General features: G+C 59.2%; 13 protein-coding genes and 1 tRNA gene. 7 read left to right on the forward strand and 7 right to left on the reverse strand.

Features of this window, described 5'->3' with window-relative positions; genetic code table 11:
- Window positions 1-534: 534 nt before the first annotated feature.
- Window positions 535-1,848, forward strand: coding sequence for a transcription termination factor Rho (gene rho, locus VGG64_09645; protein ID HEY1599854.1), 1,314 nt, complete (start codon window positions 535-537; stop codon window positions 1,846-1,848).
- Window positions 1,849-2,166: 318 nt separating this feature from the next.
- Window positions 2,167-3,411, forward strand: coding sequence for a hypothetical protein (locus VGG64_09650; GenBank protein HEY1599855.1), 1,245 nt, complete (start codon window positions 2,167-2,169; stop codon window positions 3,409-3,411).
- 303 nt (window positions 3,412-3,714) lie between these two features.
- Here the strand turns inward: VGG64_09650 and VGG64_09655 are convergent, their stop codons facing one another.
- From VGG64_09655 to VGG64_09670, 4 genes are all read right to left on the reverse strand, one after another.
- Window positions 3,715-4,101: a response regulator gene (locus VGG64_09655; protein ID HEY1599856.1), complete on the reverse strand. Its 387-nt coding sequence runs from the start codon at window positions 4,099-4,101 to the stop codon at window positions 3,715-3,717.
- Window positions 4,102-4,523: 422 nt separating this feature from the next.
- A tRNA-OTHER gene (locus VGG64_09660) sits at window positions 4,524-4,587 on the reverse strand.
- Between the two features lie 223 nt (window positions 4,588-4,810).
- On the reverse strand, window positions 4,811-5,098 hold the full coding sequence (locus VGG64_09665; protein HEY1599857.1) for a Flp family type IVb pilin: 288 nt from the start codon (window positions 5,096-5,098) through the stop codon (window positions 4,811-4,813).
- Between the two features lie 771 nt (window positions 5,099-5,869).
- Window positions 5,870-6,007, reverse strand: coding sequence for a hypothetical protein (locus VGG64_09670; GenBank protein HEY1599858.1), 138 nt, complete (start codon window positions 6,005-6,007; stop codon window positions 5,870-5,872).
- A gap of 561 nt (window positions 6,008-6,568) precedes the next feature.
- Here VGG64_09670 and VGG64_09675 point away from each other — a divergent pair.
- The 4 genes from VGG64_09675 (at window position 6,569) to VGG64_09690 (ending at window position 12,581) form a co-directional block, all read left to right on the forward strand.
- Window positions 6,569-7,867 carry a carboxypeptidase-like regulatory domain-containing protein gene (locus tag VGG64_09675; GenBank protein HEY1599859.1) on the forward strand — a complete coding sequence of 433 codons (1,299 nt, stop codon included), beginning with the start codon at window positions 6,569-6,571 and terminating at the stop codon, window positions 7,865-7,867.
- 50 nt (window positions 7,868-7,917) lie between these two features.
- Complete coding sequence (locus VGG64_09680) at window positions 7,918-10,299, forward strand: carboxypeptidase-like regulatory domain-containing protein (protein ID HEY1599860.1); 2,382 nt, start codon at window positions 7,918-7,920, stop codon at window positions 10,297-10,299.
- A gap of 452 nt (window positions 10,300-10,751) precedes the next feature.
- A complete protein-coding gene (locus VGG64_09685; GenBank protein HEY1599861.1) occupies window positions 10,752-11,663 on the forward strand; it encodes a PEP-CTERM sorting domain-containing protein in 912 nt (303 codons plus the stop codon).
- 501 nt (window positions 11,664-12,164) lie between these two features.
- Window positions 12,165-12,581 carry a hypothetical protein gene (locus VGG64_09690; protein HEY1599862.1) on the forward strand — a complete coding sequence of 139 codons (417 nt, stop codon included), beginning with the start codon at window positions 12,165-12,167 and terminating at the stop codon, window positions 12,579-12,581.
- Window positions 12,582-12,836: 255 nt separating this feature from the next.
- Here the strand turns inward: VGG64_09690 and VGG64_09695 are convergent, their stop codons facing one another.
- The 3 genes from VGG64_09695 to VGG64_09705 form a co-directional block, all read right to left on the reverse strand.
- Window positions 12,837-15,293 carry a VCBS repeat-containing protein gene (locus tag VGG64_09695; protein ID HEY1599863.1) on the reverse strand — a complete coding sequence of 819 codons (2,457 nt, stop codon included), beginning with the start codon at window positions 15,291-15,293 and terminating at the stop codon, window positions 12,837-12,839.
- Window positions 15,283-15,471, reverse strand: coding sequence for a hypothetical protein (locus VGG64_09700; protein ID HEY1599864.1), 189 nt, complete (start codon window positions 15,469-15,471; stop codon window positions 15,283-15,285). The genes VGG64_09695 and VGG64_09700 overlap by 11 nt, the downstream gene beginning before the upstream one ends.
- A 122-nt stretch (window positions 15,472-15,593) precedes the next feature.
- Entirely contained in the window at window positions 15,594-16,730 is a 1,137-nt protein-coding gene (locus tag VGG64_09705; protein HEY1599865.1) for a dockerin type I domain-containing protein, read from the reverse strand.
- Window positions 16,731-17,695: 965 nt separating this feature from the next.
- On the opposite strand from VGG64_09705, the gene VGG64_09710 reads away from it, so the two are divergent.
- A partial coding sequence (locus VGG64_09710; GenBank protein HEY1599866.1) for a hypothetical protein occupies window positions 17,696-18,405 on the forward strand: 710 nt, incomplete at its 3' end.

Raw genomic sequence — 18,405 nt, forward strand, 5'->3', positions numbered from 1 at the left:
TGTCTGCGGCGTGCAGATTTCGGACGAGATCGCTTGACATAACGGCGGGCTTGGCTAAGATTGCGTTAGTTTAGGAAGCCGCCTGACATGCAGGCGCTTTTGGCCCCGCGAGCCGTTTGTGTCGCGGATCGCCCTCCCCGTGCAAAACGTTTTTTGGTCACGGGAAGTGCGAATTGGGCCTTTTGAATCGAGGCCGTCCAGTTTCCCAGTCCGGGGTTTCCGTCTGGTGAGTTGGGCGCTTCTTCGACAGGCCATCGGTTGATGAGTTTCTGGCGCTCGCTTTGCACGCGCTTGGCCTAAGTGCACCCGGTGTTACTTCGTGCATGGCCGCAGAGCGACTTGCCGCGTTGGTTACACGATTTTCGTCCTGGAGACGGAAATTGACTTCTGGGTAAGGGTCGACGGACGAAAGCCCCGCCGGTCCATTCTGTGAGTTTGGTGTCGGAACCAAACATGCTGCTCAACGTACGCGCCTTATCGAATAGATCGAACGAATTTCTGCGCGCGTTTGTGAGTCCCTTTCTTGGGTGAGACATGACAAAAAAGAAGCGCGGCCGTGGTCGAGGTCGACCCGGTGGTGGTGGTGGCGGAGGAGGCGGCGGCGGAGGGGGTGGACACTTCCACGGTAACGGGCAGCGCGGTCGCGGAGGGCATCGCCCCCGGCCTGTCGGCGGGGATCGCCCGTATTACCCGCAGCCGGAACAGCCGGACAATGGCGAGCCCATTCCCTTGGAGCCTGCCAGCGGGGTGCTGGAACTGCATCCTAATGGGTACGGTTTCCTGCGCGATCCCAACAACAACTACTCACGCGAGCGCACCGATCCTTTCGTGCCGGGCACGATGATCGACAAATATCGCCTTCGCGAGGGGGTGTTGGTCAACGGCATGGTGCAGCACAGCCGCAAGCAAGAAGGGCCGCGGCTGAAGGAAATCATCGACATCGATGGTTGCAAACCAGAGGACTATCCTCTGGTGAAGAGCTTCGATTCCTTGACGCCGATCAATCCGGAATCGTGGCTTCGGCTCGAGACAGGGCCACAGCCGCTGAGCCCGCGTGTGATGGATCTTTTGACACCGCTGGGAAAGGGGCAACGGGCCCTGATTGTCGCCCCGCCCCGCACTGGCAAGACGATTCTCCTGCAGCAGATCAGCCAGGCCATCTCGGCGAATTATCCCGAGGTCAAGCTATTCGTCCTGCTGGTCGACGAGCGCCCGGAAGAAGTCACCGACATGCGCCGCAGCGTCAAGGGCGAGGTCATTGCCAGCAGCCTTGATCGCGACGTAGAAAGCCATGTTCGCCTGTCGCAGCTCGTTGTCGAGCGCTGCAAGCGGTTGGTGGAAATGGGGCAGGACGTGTTCTTGCTGATGGATTCCATCACCCGCATGGCTCGGGCTTTCAACAAATGGGTCGGCAACACGGGCCGTACCATGTCGGGTGGCGTTGACATCAAGGCGCTCGATATCCCCAAGAAGCTGTTCGCCACAGCGCGGCTGTTCGAAGAAGGAGGGTCATTGACGATCGTCGCCACAGCCCTGGTCGATACAGGCAGCCGGATGGACGAGCTGATTTTCCAGGAGTTCAAGGGGACCGGCAACATGGAGCTGGTGCTCGATCGTAAGTTGGCGGATCGCCGCGTCTGGCCATCGATCGACATCTCGCAATCGGGTACCCGACGCGAGGAGAAATTGCTCGACGCCGATACGCTGCACGCCGTCACGATGCTCCGCCGTACTTTATCGAGCATGCATCATGTCGACGCCATGGAGCAGCTCACCAAGCAACTCGGCAAGTTCAAGTCGAACAAGGACTTTATCGCCTTGATCGCTGGCTCGCGGGTTGCTGACTAACGCGGCGCCTGCACCGGCCGATAGCATGCGTTGCCGTCAGCGTCGCCTTGGGCCTGAGTGAGTTGCGTAAACTGCGCTGTCTCGCGCGGGTTGCACGCGCGGTGCCCTGCGCATCGACTACCCTTCAAGTGCGGTTGCCGTGCCCGGACCGTATTGCTAAAAGCGACACTTGCGTCGCTCATGGCATGACGCCTTTCGAGGTGTCGATCTAATGGCCGGAAGGGTCTGATGGCTGACGGTTTGCAAGCTGCTACGCCGGGCAATGTTCACAGGGTAAAAGGGTCCGCAATTTCTCCTGCTGCTAACCACGAGCCCCCCGTGGTTCGTCAGGGTGCAGGAGCTGGCCTGGAAACTGCCCGACGATTACGTCCCGCGCATTTGCTCCCCCGGCTCGGTCTGACTGTCTTGTCGTTCGCGGTGGTGTTGGCCGTTTTGGAAGGCGCCACACGCCTTTTCTCGCACGTAGTGCCGCCGCTGATCTGCAACGATCCCGTGGTAGGCACGCGCTACCTGCCCGATTTCAGCGGATGGGTTTACGTGCCGGAGTGCGATCGCGACGTTTTGTTGAGCTTCAATCATGACGGACTGCGCGGCCCCGACTTTGCTGTGGAAAAATCGCCCGGCGTATACCGCGTGGCCGTCGTCGGGGACTCGATGATCGCGGCCGTCGCTACCGATGAAGACAAAACACTCGTGCGACAATTGGAAAAACGCCTCAATGCAAATCCCGCGGGGACTCGCTACGAGGTTATGAACTTCGGTATCTCTGGGTCGAGCACGGGCCAAGAGTTGGTTCTGTATCACGAAATCGTCCGCAAATATCGCCCGGATATCGTCGTGTGCGCTTTTTGTGTTGCGAACGATCTGGGGGACAACTGCACGGGCCTGACCAGCAACCGTGGTCGCATCTATTTCGACGTCGACGACGAGGGCCGGTTGGAACCGCTGCCATTTTCGCCAGGTCGGGCTCGGCTGACATCGTGGCTCAATCGCTATAGCCGATTCTATGTGTGGCAAAAAAGCGCCACGCAACTCGCGATTAACGCGGTTCGTACCGGCGCCTTGGCAATGGCCGCCAAGGTGGGGCACGACGTAGCGCCTTTGGAATCGGGCGGCCTGGGCATTTTTTGCACCGCACCAGGCGACACGCTGAACCACGCCTGGCTGATCACCGACAAGTTGGTTGAGAGGATGTCACACGAAGTGCATGACGATGGGGCCGAGTTTTATTTGGCTGTGCTGCCGGCCGGCTGGCAGGTCTGCGACGACATCTGGACACGCACCATAGAGAATGCCGGCGGAGCGCCGATGAGCATCGCCTACCCCGATGAAAAGCTGAGCGAAATCGGCACGCGAGCCCAGGCCGAGGTCGTGCTCATGACCGACATGTTCCGCGCGGCCGCGCCTCACCACGCGATCGATTACGAGGACGAACTGCTGCATTACGATGGTCTAGGGCATTTCAACGATCGCGGCAACGATGTCGCCGCCGCCGCCATCTATCAGGCCATCGCAGGCCGAGGCGAGCGTGTCACTAAAACAGCGAGTGTCCCCGCTAGGTAATGCTCAGGCAAGACCTTCTCCGTTTTAGGGACGAATCCCAGGCGCTATCTTTCGCGCGCTGTTGTCGACGCACAAAGAGCCGCCGCGCAGGGGCTGGTCTGCGCGACGGCGATGGGGCCAGACGTGGGATCGCTGGCTCCCAATGCAAGTAGAAAAAAGGCCGCCAGGAACGGACTAGGGTCCTGACGGCCACCAGCGGCTGTCAGCAGTGTCGGTGCTGACGAAAAAACTATAGGGGTGCTGCACGGCCAGGTTCAAGTTGTGGGCGAAAGTTGTGCGCCTTGGTCAGTCCGCGTTCGACAGCTAGCGTTTGTATCGTTTGAGAAAATCGAGCACTTCGGGGAACCGCGCCGTCTTGACGATGAACCCTTCAAAGCCGCTGGCAATAGCTTGCCGCCGGCATGCCTCGTCGCCGCGGCCAGTAAACGCGCAGACCGGATGGTAGGGCATCGCCGGATCATCGCGCATACGTCGCACCAGCGTGAAGCCATCCATGCCAGGCATGTCGAGGTCGCACACGATCACGTCCAAGGGCAGTTTTCGCGCCAGTTCCATCGCGCGTTCGCCATCATTCGCGACCACCGCACTCTGCCCGCAGACCGTAAAGGCCTTTTGCAGAACGGTCGTCAGATCGCGGTTGTCGTCGACGATAAGAATTCGCAATCGCTGTTGTGGAGATGAGGTGACCATCGGCTTTCTCTTCCTTGTTGCGGTCTCCTGTGCGTCATGCCCCGCCTCATTCCAAGGGGGCTCGCGAACAGGTCAGAGCAGCTTAGGAGCAAACGATGCGCCAAAAATAGCACCGCACGCGCTGCCCGATCCTAAGGACTGCCTCGCGTCGATTTCGCCACGTTCAACCGTGGCATTTATGCCGATTGCCCAGGTTTAACCGCCCCGAGGGCACGAGTTGCCCGGGATCCGTTCGAAGATCGAACGCGGCCAGGTGGTCGGAAAACCATCGGACAGGAAAATGCCGGGTCACTAACTCAAGGGATCGCGACCTTGCCACCGGTACGTCCTGGTGATAGGGAACGAGCCAGGTTGGCAGGCAGTTTTCCGCAACCGTAAGAGAAATTCGACCGGCGGAATTCTTTTAGCCGGACCTTGAAAAATGGAGGCGGCAGGAATTGCACCTGCATCATCGGTGAACCGATGCTCTCCTTGAGCTACGCCCCCCATGGGAAAAGTACAATCATATAGTCTGAAAGCGGCGGCCCGAGTCAAACGGGCTTTTCTCGGCCGTGCAGGGTCGAGTGAGGTTCGACCTCCCCGCCACTGTGCGTGCCCCGACACGTACAGCGTTGGGACATAACCGATCACGTCGACTTTGCGTCTCTCGGGTATTGAAACCGCGTCAAGTGATCTCGCAACGTCATGCTTGTGCCTCATGGAGAACGTTTCAATTGGTACGGACGATCGCGCGGCGACAACACGCCGGCGATAAAGCCGCTAGAAAGAGCCAGTGCCGCCGCCATGTTGATAGTTTTGAAATCCGCAACGAGCCAAGCTTGGTAGCCACTTTACCGAATTGCGTATTGGCATTCGTGCCAATGGATTGAATTGCCGTGATGCAGATCAATACGATCAGCGCCAACATGAGGGCGTATTCAACGGCCGCAGGGCCGTCTTCTGAAGCCAGAAATCGCCCGGCAGCCTTGAGAAATCGCGAGTTTCTTGCCGCAGACATGGCTCGACTCTTGGTTCACCGGGGTCAAGCGTTGGACGCTCCAAATGCCACCATCGTAAACGGAATCTGCACGTTGTTTCGCGCCGTGGCCTCGGACGTTCGCGCCTCGTATAGTGACCGCACGGCTAAAACCTATTTGACAGGCGGCCTTTGTCAAATCGCGGTCGGAGATTGCGCACGTTGGTCGGCCGGCGTTCGGCCGCAAGGCGCATGAAAAAACCGCAAGCGCAAACGAATTTGCGCTGCGGCTCTTGTGTGAAGGCGTGGGATCCATCCCTAGCATTGCTAGTATCGGTCCGCGCGGCCGGCGAACTTGATACATCCGGGCCAAAGCAAAAAAGGCGGGCCAGCGGCACGCGCAATAAAAAAGGCCGCAAGCGCCTTGGGGATCGCTGCGGCCTCTCGGCCTTGGATCACGCATCCTGGCGCGACCTATTGCATTATGAATATCGACCTGCGACATGAAGCGCCTTGAACCAGGAACGGGTCGACGATGGTCGCCCCACGTTATGTCCTATATGGCCCAAAGTCCGCCTTGCTAAAAGCCATTGCCAAAGGAACTGTGCAAGTCGTCGCGTCTCAGCACGTACATGGCCGGGAATGCATCAAAGAGGACCAGCGCGGCGCATGAACAGAAAGGCGCGCCGCCAAATCTTCAAAAAGAAATGAATACTCCGACCCCAAACCGGGCAAGCTTGTCCCCAGGGCGCCTGACCAGCAACTTGCCCGGGTCAGGGAACGAGCAACTGAAAAACGCCCGTACGCCTGGCGTCAACCGGTCGGACTGACGACCGTTGCCTGAACAGATTGTTCTTGCGTGAAGTGCCCCACTGCAATTCCAGCCCCGATGGCGAGAATAAACGCGGCGAAAATCAGGTACCAGAATCGATCAAGAAAATTCGCTGGCATATGCTTGGCCTTTCCCCAATGGTCAGGGCAAGGAGCGAAAAGCGTGCCAATTAAGTCGCGGGCGCGACCGCTCGAAGGGGGCCACTCAAAGTTCGTGACGCCCGGCGCAGCCGAGAAATCGCTCTCCATTCCGCGGATCTCGCGGATTGCGAGCGCCTTGCTGCGTTGCCAAGATAAGCCGCAAGCGACACGGGCAACTCGACCTGGCGGTCCACGGATGGGTCGGTTCCGTCTACGTCGTCCGCCCCCGACACCAACGCTCTGGGGCAGCCAAGCTACGGCGTTTGCCCGCTCTGTGCTTCTTCATTCTTCGACCTGCCATGCATTCGCTCCGACAGGTCTGTAAACGCGACGTCGCAGTCCAATGCGAGATGTGACCGGCGCGCCGAGTTCGGAACTGCCCACGCCGAACTGATCGAATATAGTCTCGCGAAGCGAGATGATATACGATTGTTGTGGCCCGTGGACCACGGTTTAGCAGGCGGGTCCGGCCGCTGTGCCGCACCAAAATGCTGAGGTGCGTATAGCTCAAAGAGTGGGTTGATCTGAAGGGATGGATCAATGCATTTGCGAACGCGAGCTGAACGACGGGCCGCGCATCTGACCATCATCGCTTCGGTGGTCGTCATGGGCAGCGTCGCCCTGGCTAATGAGGATACCGCACTCGTGCCGTCCGGCGTGCGGCCTGCGATCAAAGGAGTCGTGATCGATTCCGCTGGTCGCGGGATCGCCGAGGCACGCGTTGACATTGCCACGGCAACACCACGCGTCGGTCGCGGCATGTTTTGCCCAAGCTGCTATCGCGATTGCGCCAAATGGACCGAGACTGATCAAGATGGCAAGTTCGAGATTACCGATCTCGATCCCACGCTAAGATTTCAGGTTCTTTTCACCGCCGTTGGCAAAGCGGCTCACGTCACCAATCATATCGATCCGCTGCTCGGCTCTCTAACGATCAAACTCAATGACGCCCCCACTAACCTGCCACCCGAGCACACAGTTCGTGGGCTGCTTGTCAACGAGCAGGGAGTTCCAATTCGCGGTGCACTTGTCGATCCCGAAGGCGCAAAGACCGCTGACAGGCGCTGGTGGGGAAGGGTCGACGGGGTGGTGGCCACCGTTAGCGATCGTGACGGACGCTTTGTGATGGCGCTCCCGGCAAGTTTTCAAGGAGTCGATCTTGAGGTCGCGGCCGACGGCTACGCAGGCGTGGCGGTCGCACTTGTCGCGCCCGGAGAGCAGGAACATCGCATTGTAGTTCCTGCTGGCGCGCGCGTTGTCGGCGTCTTGGAATACGAAGGGAAACCTGTTGCAGCGTCGCGGATTGCCGTCGTGCAGGTCAACCGCAATGCCGGCAAGCATTTCATAAAGGCCGTCGAAGCAATAACCGATGAGCGAGGACGATTCGAGTTCGACCATCTGCCCGCCGCGCAGCCCTATGTGATCTTCACGCCGGTGATGGGGAATCCGACTGACCTTGTACTTGGCACTAAGAAGTTCATGGTTCCGGCTGATGGCCAGATGCGCGATCTGGGCACGCTGACCGCCATACCTGGCCTGCGGCTGGCCGGCCGCATCGATGCGCCAGAGGGTTTATCCCTGCCTCCGCATGCGAAACTCAGCCTCCATCGTGATCCAGCCTGGGATTTGATATCGCTCGACGTAGGTCCCGATGGCCGATTCGAGACGAACGGCCTGGCGCCTGAAACGTACATCGTGCGATTGCCGTTCAAGGAGTTCGTGCTCGACACCGAGCGGCTCACTTACCAAATGACTAATGGCAACCAGGAGTTTGGAATCCGGATCACCGCGCCGATTGATGAACTTCTGATTCCGCTGCAACCGACACCGGCCAAATAGAGAGGGCTAGCCGCCCAAGGATCTCTTAGCAAAACTCGATTGAGGTGGTTATGTGCGTTGCGTCTTCCACGCCTAGAGGAATCACGCGTAGCGAGATCGCCGGCCAGGCGCATAGTTGGGCCTACCTGGCCACCGTGGCGTTTAGCTGTCTTGTCGGAATCGCGTACGCAGAACCAACAACGCAGCAGTCCGACGATGCATCGCCACTTGCTCCGCCTGTCGAACGTTCCTCCGAGCCGGTGGCCGCCGACGCACCTACAATCAGCGTTGCGGGAACAGTGCTCGATACGGATGGCAAGCCTGTGGCGTTGGCTATTGTGGCGCTTCGAGCGAAGATTGGCGGACAGTTGTACAACATAGGCGTTCCCCACAATCGCGACGTCATTGCGCGGACGCGTAGCGACGTGGCCGGCCGTTTTCGCTTCGATAGCGTGCCGATACCACCACGGCTGGCGGCCGAGGTTTTCAATCCCATCTCCCCAAGTGGCAAACGTGTCGAATTGATCGCCTGGGCCAACGGCCGCGCATTCACTTGGAGCGACGTTTCGCTTGATCATCCACTCGATGGAGTGCGTCTCGTGCTTGCGCCCGAGGCAAAGGTCACAGGAACGGTTCGCGATCAAGCCGGTAGCGGCGTCGCTGGGGTGAGGATTCGAGCCACAAATGCCACGCGTGCCAAACGCCAGTACGACGCATTCTTCAGGCAACCTGGCGACATCTGCCTGACGGGCTCGGAAATATCCTTTGACGTCGAAACCGACCTTCACGGTCACTTCGAGTTGTCAAATCTTCCGTCGGATTACCGGCTGGCCATCACAATCGCGGACGGTGGATTTGCGAAGGACTTTTTCTTCCTCGATACCTCGGCAGATGGGCACGTCGACGAGCTGCGATCCTCGAACGGACGGCAACAGATGACGCGCGTGATGCGCTCGCCCGTTGACATCACGGTCGATGCACGAAAGCCTGTCACAGTGCGCGTGACAAGCGGAGGCGTCCCCGTGCGCGGCGGCGGATTGCAGACGGTCCTATCCGACCGGAAGGTTAGTGGCCGCAATAACGTCGACGGGCAGGGCGTCGCCCGGACTTGGCTTTCTCCTCCCGCGGAGTGCATTTTCATGTACGTGGCCGATCCCTTTGACCCTGGCTTGAATGCAATAGTCACTAGGCAAATCGAGCCGGCCGACACCGCGATCGAAATCGCGCTGCCCGCGCCCCGCTGGCTGCCGGGACGCGTCGTCGATGCCGACACTGGTGCGGGCATTGCTGGGGCGTACGTCGCTTACCGAGTGGACGAGAGCGATCAGGTTCGAGGCTCGCAGGCGGTGACCGTCGACGACGGGACTTTTCGCTTACCGGTCCTGCCGGGGATGGGGAAGCTGATGTTTGCCCACGAAGTTTATGGTTACCTGGTCCCAACGGCGCGAATCGTCGCGAACGGCCGCCTGGAGGTGGCGACCATTGACATACCAGAGTCAGGGCCCATCGAGCCGGTGACGTTGAGCCTGACACGCGGATTGGTCGTGCGCGGTGTCGTGCGTGATGCGTCGGGCAATCCCGTTCCAGATGCGGCCGTGCGCGGGCGCAACGTTGGACGACCTTTTTTGGCAGCCGAGTCGACGTCCGATGCCGCAGGCCGATTTGTGCTGTCGGGATTGTCGCCGCTCGCCAAATCGATCATTACCGCCGGCACGGCACAGGGGGGAGCGAGAGCCATCATTGATGCTGATCTGAAGCACCCTGAAGACGAATCTCGCTTTGTTGACATCTCGCTTGACGTCGGCAAGCTGCCCGTAATCACCGGCCGCATCCTGCGCGACAGTCAACCACAGTCAGGCGTTCTCATTCGCCTCAGTGGCAGCCTACCGGGCCAGCAGAATATGCGAAGCCTGTACATGGAGACGCAGACCGACTCCGAAGGCCGGTATGTCGTGGGCGGCCTTGAACCGGGGGATCAGTACTCGATCGAAATCGACGCCGGCGACGGCTCGACAGCGCCAGGCTTTGTGCATCAGATGCCATACGTGCAGACCGTCGCAGCCGGCAAGAATGTACTTGAGCTACCCGACGCGAATCTTGTTACTAACGGCCAGTCGCTGCGCGGGCGCGTCCTCGATCCGCAAGGCAACCCGGTGCCCGGGATAACGGTGTCAGCTAGGCTTGCCGATTCGAAGCGGTCATTATCGCGCGTCGGTAATGCGCCACCGCCATGGGTTACAACGAACGAACGCGGCGAGTTCGAGTTGAGCCCTCTTCCGGATTTGGCAATCGAGCTGATGGCTTGTCGCGCAAACCCCAAAGGTGGCATCATTCGATTTCCTAGCATGTATTGCCCAACTCGCAATCAGGAAGATATTCGCATTCGGTTCGACCCGACTTTGGATCAAGATGTCGAGGACCTGGACAAACCGGCGATTAAGGCGCACCAGTAAAAGGCGACGTCGGGGTTTTTGGGGATGCTGGCAAAGGTTAGACGAGGAGCGCGTCCGTGTCCTAGTCCATGTTCGCAGGAGTCCAGCACGGGAGAGTTCATCCTCACAGTCGTCAGATCTGCCGGCCTATGTGGCACGGTGCGACGTTTTGCTTGCAATCCGGTTTTCCCGAAGTAATCTCACGGCTACCGCTATTGCTGGAAACGGCGAGTGGATTGGCCGCCGGGGAAACTACCGCCCCTGGCGGTTTTTTGTTGCGATGTCTCGCAAACCGGCCATCAGGATTCCCCAGGAATTGCGGCGAGGGGGTGGTATGACCGAGATGTTGTCCGCGTCCTCGCAATCCTCATGATTTTTTCTTGCCTTTCCGCACGTGCAGTTCTATGCTCGCAACGGGGGGGGGTGGCTCTACTCGGCTCGTTATTGGAGCCTCAACAAACGAGGGCAGTGTCATGCGCGCTACTCACACCGGTTTCTCCGTGACGCTCGTTGGCCTCATTGTTGTTACATCGCTTATTGCATTACATGAAGCGTCATTACCGTGTGCTTTTGGTGACGTTCCCGTGCTGCAGCAGCTGCCGCTGCAGAATGATCCTCCGGCGGGTGCACCATTTTCGGGGCACGACCAGTTCAGTACCGTAGTTCCAGCTGTTGGAGCGACGGGAGCAGAGGTACTGGATAATTTTGAGGTCTCAGTGTCGAGAAAGTTGACCTCGATCACATGGTGGGGAGCACCGCTGCAACCACAGGCGGCGGAGCCACATGAATTCTTTGTGCAGGTCTACGACAATGTGCCGGCGAACGGCAACGTTCCCAGTCACCCGGGCAATACTGTCGCCTTCGCTTCCATAGCGGCGCCAGGATTTGGCGATCCCGGAGAGCCGCTCTACACTTCGACCCAAGTTAGCGATCCCGGCAGCCCAGCGGGCCTACTCATGGAATATAGCGGGGCGCTGTCGCCCTCCTTCCAATTTCAGGCAAACACACCCTACTGGTTAACCATTTACACATCTCCTGATTTTACGCAGCCGGGCCTGACATGGGGCTGGCATACACGCGATTACACCATTCCTGATCCACTGTCGCCGGTCGACAGTCTTGTCGGCATGGTCGGCGGTCTGCCAGTGAACCAGTCCGGTTCCGGCGCAGTTTCGCAGGGATACATTGGTAACTCCAACGGTTTTCCCGTGCTCCAAGGTTCTCCTACGCCGTTAAGCTATTCGGCAGGCACTGATGGTCCCGCAGGCATCGATGCCTTCGGCATGAACATGGCCTTTGCGCTTTACAACGCGCCTGAGCCCTCATCCCTCATCCTCGGCGCGCTCGGCGCCATCGCCTTGCTGGCCTATCGCCGTCGCCGCTGAGTACAATCGCGGCATGAGCGAAGAGCAGCCCGGCCGCCGACGTTGTTTCCAATTTGGTATACGAGGCTTGCTCGTCGGAATCACTGCATTCTGCGCATTCCTGGGATGACTGGTGTGGGAGCGAGCATACGTCACCCAGCGAAAGGAAGCGATTAAGCAGTTAAGCGACGAAGGTGGCTCAGTCTGGTTGAGCATCGGCTGGAGCGTTTATATAAACGGTGAGGAAATGCCTTCCCACATTCCGATTTTGCGACAGTGGCTTGGAGACGAAGCTATTGCGGTCATAGTACTGGCGTCCGGGGCCAGCGATCAGAATGTCGCAAGTGCGTCTGGCTTATTTCCAGAAGCCCAATACTGCAACCTGCCTAATCGCGATCATCGCAAGCTCGAACTTTTTCGCAATTTTGCTTCCACCGCGCTAGCAGGAGCGCCGGCAACATCAACACACTAACCGGCCGCTACCCGTCCGTACCCGCCTGCATGCACTGATCTCCCAATACCATGCCCGAAGTACCGTCCATCCGCCGCCGTTGGTATCAGTTCGGGCTGGGGACGATGTTCGTGCTGGTGACGTTGTTCGCCGTTTGGCTGGGTTGGCAGATAAATGTCGTCCGCGAACGGCAAGCAGTCAGGGTTTTCATTGAAGAGCAGGGCGGTATTGCGAGGTCACTCCAGGACTGGCGACCAATGCGATATCCGCCTGGATATGTAGGGCCACGGCAGGGCGCGATTCCGCCCAAGATTAGTCTTCCGTTTTGGCGGCATTGGATGGGCGACGAACCGGTCGCAGAAATCCTGTGGCCTGCGGGCTCCCCAGAATCGAAGATGGAATACGCAGCGGCGGTGTTTCCAGAGGCCGCGCGCATTCTATTTATGCCTCCGGGCATAGTCCCAGCCACATATACACCGAACAAATAGCCCACCTACCATCTACCCATTACCGTCTAGCAACACACCGCTAGGGCACTCCCCGCTAGTAGCCTTCTTGGACTTGCTATTGCGCAAACCGCTAAAGTGAACGATCCGCCCAACGGAGCCGCCAAGGTCGCAAGGCTTGCGGCTCACGAAGCCTTAGCAAGTCGAGTCGTTGAAGTGGGGCGACTCCGGCGATGGCCGGCGGTCTGGCCGATAAGGCTTGGACGATCAGGGAATTGATCGCGCAGGCAGCAGAATTCATTGAGACGGCCGCGATTGGACAATGCCCACGACTGTTGCCGGCGCATAGCCGGCGCGAATGAACGACCGTTCATAAAAACAGGTGTATCCATAGGCGGTGTGCGCGATGAGATCCGTGTCGCCATCGCCGTTGTAGTCTGCCACGACAATCGGCGCTCCGGCCCCGTAGGGTGCCTGCGGGAGTGGAATAAACTCGGGCACGCCAAAGGGAATAGCGCCTTCGGCAGCGCCTCGGTTGGTGAAAACGTAGACGTGCGCGGGATCGGATCCGGCCACGATGTCCAGCCGGCCATCACCATCCCAATCGGCCGCATAGGGCACGCCTCGTGTCGGGAGCCGGCCCAGCTCGTGCGGCGGATCAAAGACGGGATGTGGATCGGAATCCGCCTGCCGAAACAAGCGGACGCTGCCAAACGTGTCGACAACGACCAGGTCAGGCCGACCATCGGTGTCGAAATCGCCGACGGTGTAGGTTGCGCGCGCGCCCTGCAATTCGTCGAACCCTTTGCGTCCTTGACCCACTTGGACCGACTTTCCGTCGGTTTGCGAAAGCCGCAGCCCCGGCGTGTCGAATTCCGGCGCACGCGCCGTACCTTGGTTTCGATGCCACCAAATCATGCCGTTGATGTCGGCGTCGAGCAGATCGATGCGCCCATCGGCATCCAAATCGAACAGGCGCTGAAACTGCCAGTCATCGCCCATACCGGAAAGATGCGAAATCTTTTGCCCCGGCTTGAGCAACGAAATCGGCGACTCGAAAACCCCGGGGCTCCCGCGGCCGGAATTCAGGTATACATTCGGTCCATTCGAGCCGTCGAGCAGTCCGTCGCCGTTCCAGTCGAGCATTTGCACCAGGGGCAACAGCGCGCTAGTCCATCGACCCGACAGCGGGTCCGCGTGGGCCTCGAATCGAGGATCCGCCTTGGTGCCAATGTTGCGATACAAATAGATTTGCTCGCCTGCGCCGACCACAAGGTCCAACAGCCCGTCTTCATTGAAATCTATGATTCGGGGACTGGCCAAGGCCGCCACGGGGAACGTGCCGCGACGCGGCAGAGGAATCTTGTGGAGGCGCGGCGCTTGTGGCGTGCCATCATTACGGAAGTAATGCAGGAAATCCTCGCTTGAGGCGAAATCGCCGCTGCCGGGGGTCATCGGCATGCAACCAGTAATCAGGTCCAAATCTCCATCAGCGTCGAGATCGGCCACGGCCGGTGCGGCGGCCCATTGCACGTCGATCGGCTTTTCATCGGCCTCCAGCGGGCCAACAAGTCGAAGCCGGGGTTCTTGCCCGCGCTCGGCGATGTTGCGGTAGAAATAGATGCGCCCTGTCACATAGCCGCCAGCCAGCAAGTCGAGATCTCCATCCTGGTCCCAATCGACCGTTTCGACCACGGGATAATAATCCCGCTTATAGATATCGGGGCCTTCCGGGACTGGTTCCACCGGCAAGGCCAAGGGCTGGCCGTCGTCGGTTGTGAGCGGACCGGCGTATTCGAAGCGCGGCTCGCGTTTGGTCCCCCGGTTGCGATACAATAACATGCGATTCCATTCAGCCCCGACGACGAGGTCCAACCGGCCGTCGCCGTCCCAGTCGACGGCCTGCGGCGCGGAACTCCAGCCGACGTCGAGCGGCTTTCCATCGCTGAACAACAATCGCGCCGAGGCAAAGCTGGGCTCGCCGCGTCGCCCGCGATTCGGATACCAAACGGCGCCGCCTCTTGCGCAGCCGACGATTAGGTCGAATAGACCGTCACCGTCGAGATCTCCAATAGCCACGCGCGAATGTATTAACCCGGTGGTTGAACTGCCGCGCGGCTCGCAGCGCTGCAGGCCATCGCCAAGAAACCCGCACGGCGGGGTTTCCCGCGGCGGCGTGCCAGAGGCCAACAGATCGAAGTACACGGCATACCAGGCGGGTCCCTGGCCGGCGCGATAGGTAAATGCCAGACGGCCTTGACGCCAATCGCCCACGCAATCGTAAAAATAACCGAACCGCGTTCGCGTGACATACGGCAGCTTGCCGTCGGTGTGGCTCACGTTCGCTTCGACTTCGGGAAACTCGTACGGGATGGCGGCATCGTACCAACGGAAGGGCAAATCCGTCGGACCGCGGCCAAACGCATTGCGCGACTGTGCCATCGGTTCGCCGGTTTGCGGATCGTGCCGGATGACTTGCAGCCCGGCCAGATCGGGCTGACGTCCCGGCGCGATCGTGCGCAACAAGTCGTCAAAGTCCAAAGCCACGTCTGCCGGCCGTTCGTCCGCGCCGCCGGAACTATCGGCCGTAGGATCGACGCGAAGAATTACACGCAGTGCGCCGCTGCCCGCCCACTTGAACGCGGGTGTCGCCAGTTCATTAGCAGGCAATCTCGCAGTGACGGCGAGGATCGCTGCGAACGCGATCGCACGCACGGTGGCGACCCGGAAGATCGGCGAAAGATCAATCAACACTGAAGATGCACCATTTAAATGCGTAGCCATTGTGAAGAATGCCGTGAGAATACGTCTGTTCCGTGACCCCCAGCTTCTTGGCCACCTGGCCAATCGATTGCCCCTTGGCAATCTCCACCTGGGCTTCACGCAGCTTGCCGATAATCTGCTCCGCAGAAACCTTCTTCCCTCGTGGCATTGCCAGACCTCCTTCGGTTGCGTCCTGGCACCAGGGATTGTCGCTCCTGACGCGGCTCGTTCAAAGGGGGCAGGTCAGGCGGCGTTCTCAACTCCCGCAGGCCCTAGGTTAAAACTGCCCGGCTAAATTCCCGCGGCCTTGCACCAAGCACGTTTTGCGCGCTTGAAGCTTAAAACGCACACGATGAGGGCTGCACTGGTGATCGCGAGGCCAACGGTCGATGGCTCCGGCACTTGCATGGCGTTTACATTGGAACCGGACAATCCGGACGATAACGAGGTATCCCAATTGCTCGCTATTAGTGAGAGGTCCAGTCCATTGACGACACCGTCGTGATTTGCGTCGCCGGGTAAGCCGACCGAGTCCGAGCCCATTTTCAACCAATTGCTTGCTACGATTGACAGATCAAGGCCATTGACGATGCCATCATGATTCACATCCCCGGGAATACCAATCAATTGGTAGATCTCGTTGCGATAGGCAGACAGATCGGCGGAATACGTGACGTTGCCAAACACTGACGTACCCCACGGCTGGCCCGTCGCCGTGCTGATGGAGAACATGACGCCTGCCAGATCCCAAACGCCGGATGCCTCTTGGTGAAATACGGCACCGCCGGAATCTCCCGGGGCCCCCTGCGCCTCGAAGGCCGTGCCATTCTGGGCGAAGGTCGTAGCAAACGACTTCTCGGAATTGGCGTTGACTCCCTCTAAAAAACCCGCCGAGCTAATGATATTGGTACCCCAACGGATTTCGCTCGTGGCAGCCCAGATCTCGCCGGCGTACGTCGATGGCGTCGACGAGGGTTCCCAGCTTGAGTCCCAGTAGGCTAACTGGGAGTTGCTGCGGTCCCGACCAGCCCCGATCATTGTCACCTGCCACCCTACAGTCGCCGCTGACGAGGAAATATTCACGGACGGCAGGTCCGGGGGGTTCGCGATCTGGTAGAGCAGCAGGTCGCTATCAGTGGTGAAACCGGCGCCGGGCGGATTTGCGAGTTGCACCGCCGAACCGGCGACCTCGTTGTACCAGACGTTGTTGAACATCGTCGATCCATCGCCAACGTGCGCTGCGGTCAACACCCAGCCGTCGCCCAGGTAAACGGCAGTACCGCTGCCACGGATTCCAACATTAGCGAAGCCCGGGTCATTCACCGGCGCGGTCGTGTTCCCGGTACCGTCCCCTGTAGAAATAATCACTGCACTGGCAATGTCGGTCATCGCGAGCAGCAATCCACAACAGGCGGCTAGATATCGCATGCGCAGTGACTTCCCTGAGAGAAGGGGGTACATACCACGAGAGCGATTAGGCATCCGCTGCGAAATCGCTATAGGCAGGCAGGCAGGACATCGATTAGGAGGAAACAAGGAACCACGATTCTCGGCAACGACAGCCGACCACCCGGTCGCGGCAGGCCGCCCGGCCAATGGGCCGCGACAGATTGCCATTCAAGGCGCCGGTAGGCGTCACGCGCAAAACGGCTGACGAATTCCTGTCAGCTCACGCGATTCGGACGTTTTACTACCCCGCCGCAGCCGCAACGCGCTCAAGACCTGGCCATAGATCGAGCGACGGCTCGATGTGGACTCTATGTAGCCAGGCGCTTGCTAAGAACGGCGTGCGAACATCAAACGCCATATCTACTCTAATTCCTTCATATAGGAACGCATCCTATAGGGGAAGTGTTCGGCCCAAAAAACGGATTTTAGGACCTGTCATGAGTCCGACGAACCCAAATTGCTTCTCCGATCGCTCACTCAGCAGTTTTCGGCGGTGGTTGCCGTAATGGGCGACGTGCAACGCTAGCGGACTGCCGAACAAGATCGACACTACGCCGGCCGAACGACCCAGGCTACTGGAGTATGGCCGGCCCGTCGGCGCGGCCATCAATCAGTTGATCACGATCGTCTTGCCAGAGGCATTTCATCGCCTGGTCTCCCGAATCCCGCAACATCGACCAGAATTAGCACGACGCCCGCCGCACCGTATAGGCCGAGCTGCCCTTGGTCGACGACTTGCTAGATGTTCGCGAAACACGTGGCATTATGAATTGATACGACCGCGTAGCTATTCGCGACCAGTATCAAGGCATCGTCCACGCGCGCCGAAGCGGCTACTGTAACTGCGTTGTTCGTGCAACCTTTCGATGTGACCGACCTGGATCCTGCTAGCATGGCTGGTGTTATAATGCCGGCTAGGTCGCGGCGTCTTGGAGAATGTATTCATGCACCGCACAATTGTTATCTTTATCAGCCTCACCGGTCTATTTGTCGTCAACATGCAACGGCCGCTCCTTGCCGATGAGCCGGAACCCTTCAAGGTGCCTGCCGGCTCCGACGCATTGGAACTGAGCAGACTTGCCGCCGAATACGAACGCTTGAGCACAATTGAGCACGAGGCACTCAAATCCTCCGGCGAGGGCCTTAATGACGGTGCAAAGCCGACCGATGAAATCCTCTCCGATGAAGAATGGCTGAGGATCGGCCGCGAAATCGACTCAAAACGGGTTGATCCCGACGCCGAGATGCTTCCGCAGTTCTTGGCTTTCGCGAAACAACATCCAAGCTCTCGCTATGCTTTCGACGCGCTGTTTCGCGTCATTTACCGGGGCGGCCCTCAGACCGGTGATGTACATGGCAAATCGTGGCAACTCAAAGAAGAGGCGCTGGACGTGGCATGGAAGTCACACGCAAACGATCCGCGATTGTTCATTCTGCTCGAACAGCTCGGCGGCAGTTTGCCTTCGCACAAAACGGAAGCATTCCTAAAACAGGTACTCGACAAAGGCCCCAACCAGGGCGCACAGGCTGCTGCGGCCTACAATCTGGCCCGCTATTACGCCGCGCTTGCTCATGCCCACAAGCGATCGCGACAGATCAAGCAGAAAGAGCATCTGCTGAACTTTGAACGTTTTTGGAGAATTGTGGTTACACC

Source organism: Pirellulales bacterium, assembly GCA_036490175.1.
Lineage (GTDB): Bacteria > Planctomycetota > Planctomycetia > Pirellulales > JACPPG01 > JACPPG01.

What these genes read in the sequence shown, in the direction of transcription:
- rho (HEY1599854.1), top strand. Translation starts at nt 535, where the DNA reads ATGACAAAAAAGAAGCGCGGCCGTGGTCGAGGTCGACCCGGTGGTGGT.
- VGG64_09655 (HEY1599856.1), bottom strand. Translation starts at nt 4,101, where the DNA reads ATGGTCACCTCATCTCCACAACAGCGATTGCGAATTCTTATCGTCGAC.
- VGG64_09665 (HEY1599857.1), bottom strand. Translation starts at nt 5,098, where the DNA reads ATGTCTGCGGCAAGAAACTCGCGATTTCTCAAGGCTGCCGGGCGATTT.
- VGG64_09670 (HEY1599858.1), bottom strand. Translation starts at nt 6,007, where the DNA reads ATGCCAGCGAATTTTCTTGATCGATTCTGGTACCTGATTTTCGCCGCG.
- VGG64_09675 (HEY1599859.1), top strand. Translation starts at nt 6,569, where the DNA reads ATGCATTTGCGAACGCGAGCTGAACGACGGGCCGCGCATCTGACCATC.
- VGG64_09680 (HEY1599860.1), top strand. Translation starts at nt 7,918, where the DNA reads ATGTGCGTTGCGTCTTCCACGCCTAGAGGAATCACGCGTAGCGAGATC.
- VGG64_09685 (HEY1599861.1), top strand. Translation starts at nt 10,752, where the DNA reads ATGCGCGCTACTCACACCGGTTTCTCCGTGACGCTCGTTGGCCTCATT.
- VGG64_09690 (HEY1599862.1), top strand. Translation starts at nt 12,165, where the DNA reads ATGCCCGAAGTACCGTCCATCCGCCGCCGTTGGTATCAGTTCGGGCTG.
- VGG64_09700 (HEY1599864.1), bottom strand. Translation starts at nt 15,471, where the DNA reads ATGCCACGAGGGAAGAAGGTTTCTGCGGAGCAGATTATCGGCAAGCTG.
- VGG64_09705 (HEY1599865.1), bottom strand. Translation starts at nt 16,730, where the DNA reads ATGCGATATCTAGCCGCCTGTTGTGGATTGCTGCTCGCGATGACCGAC.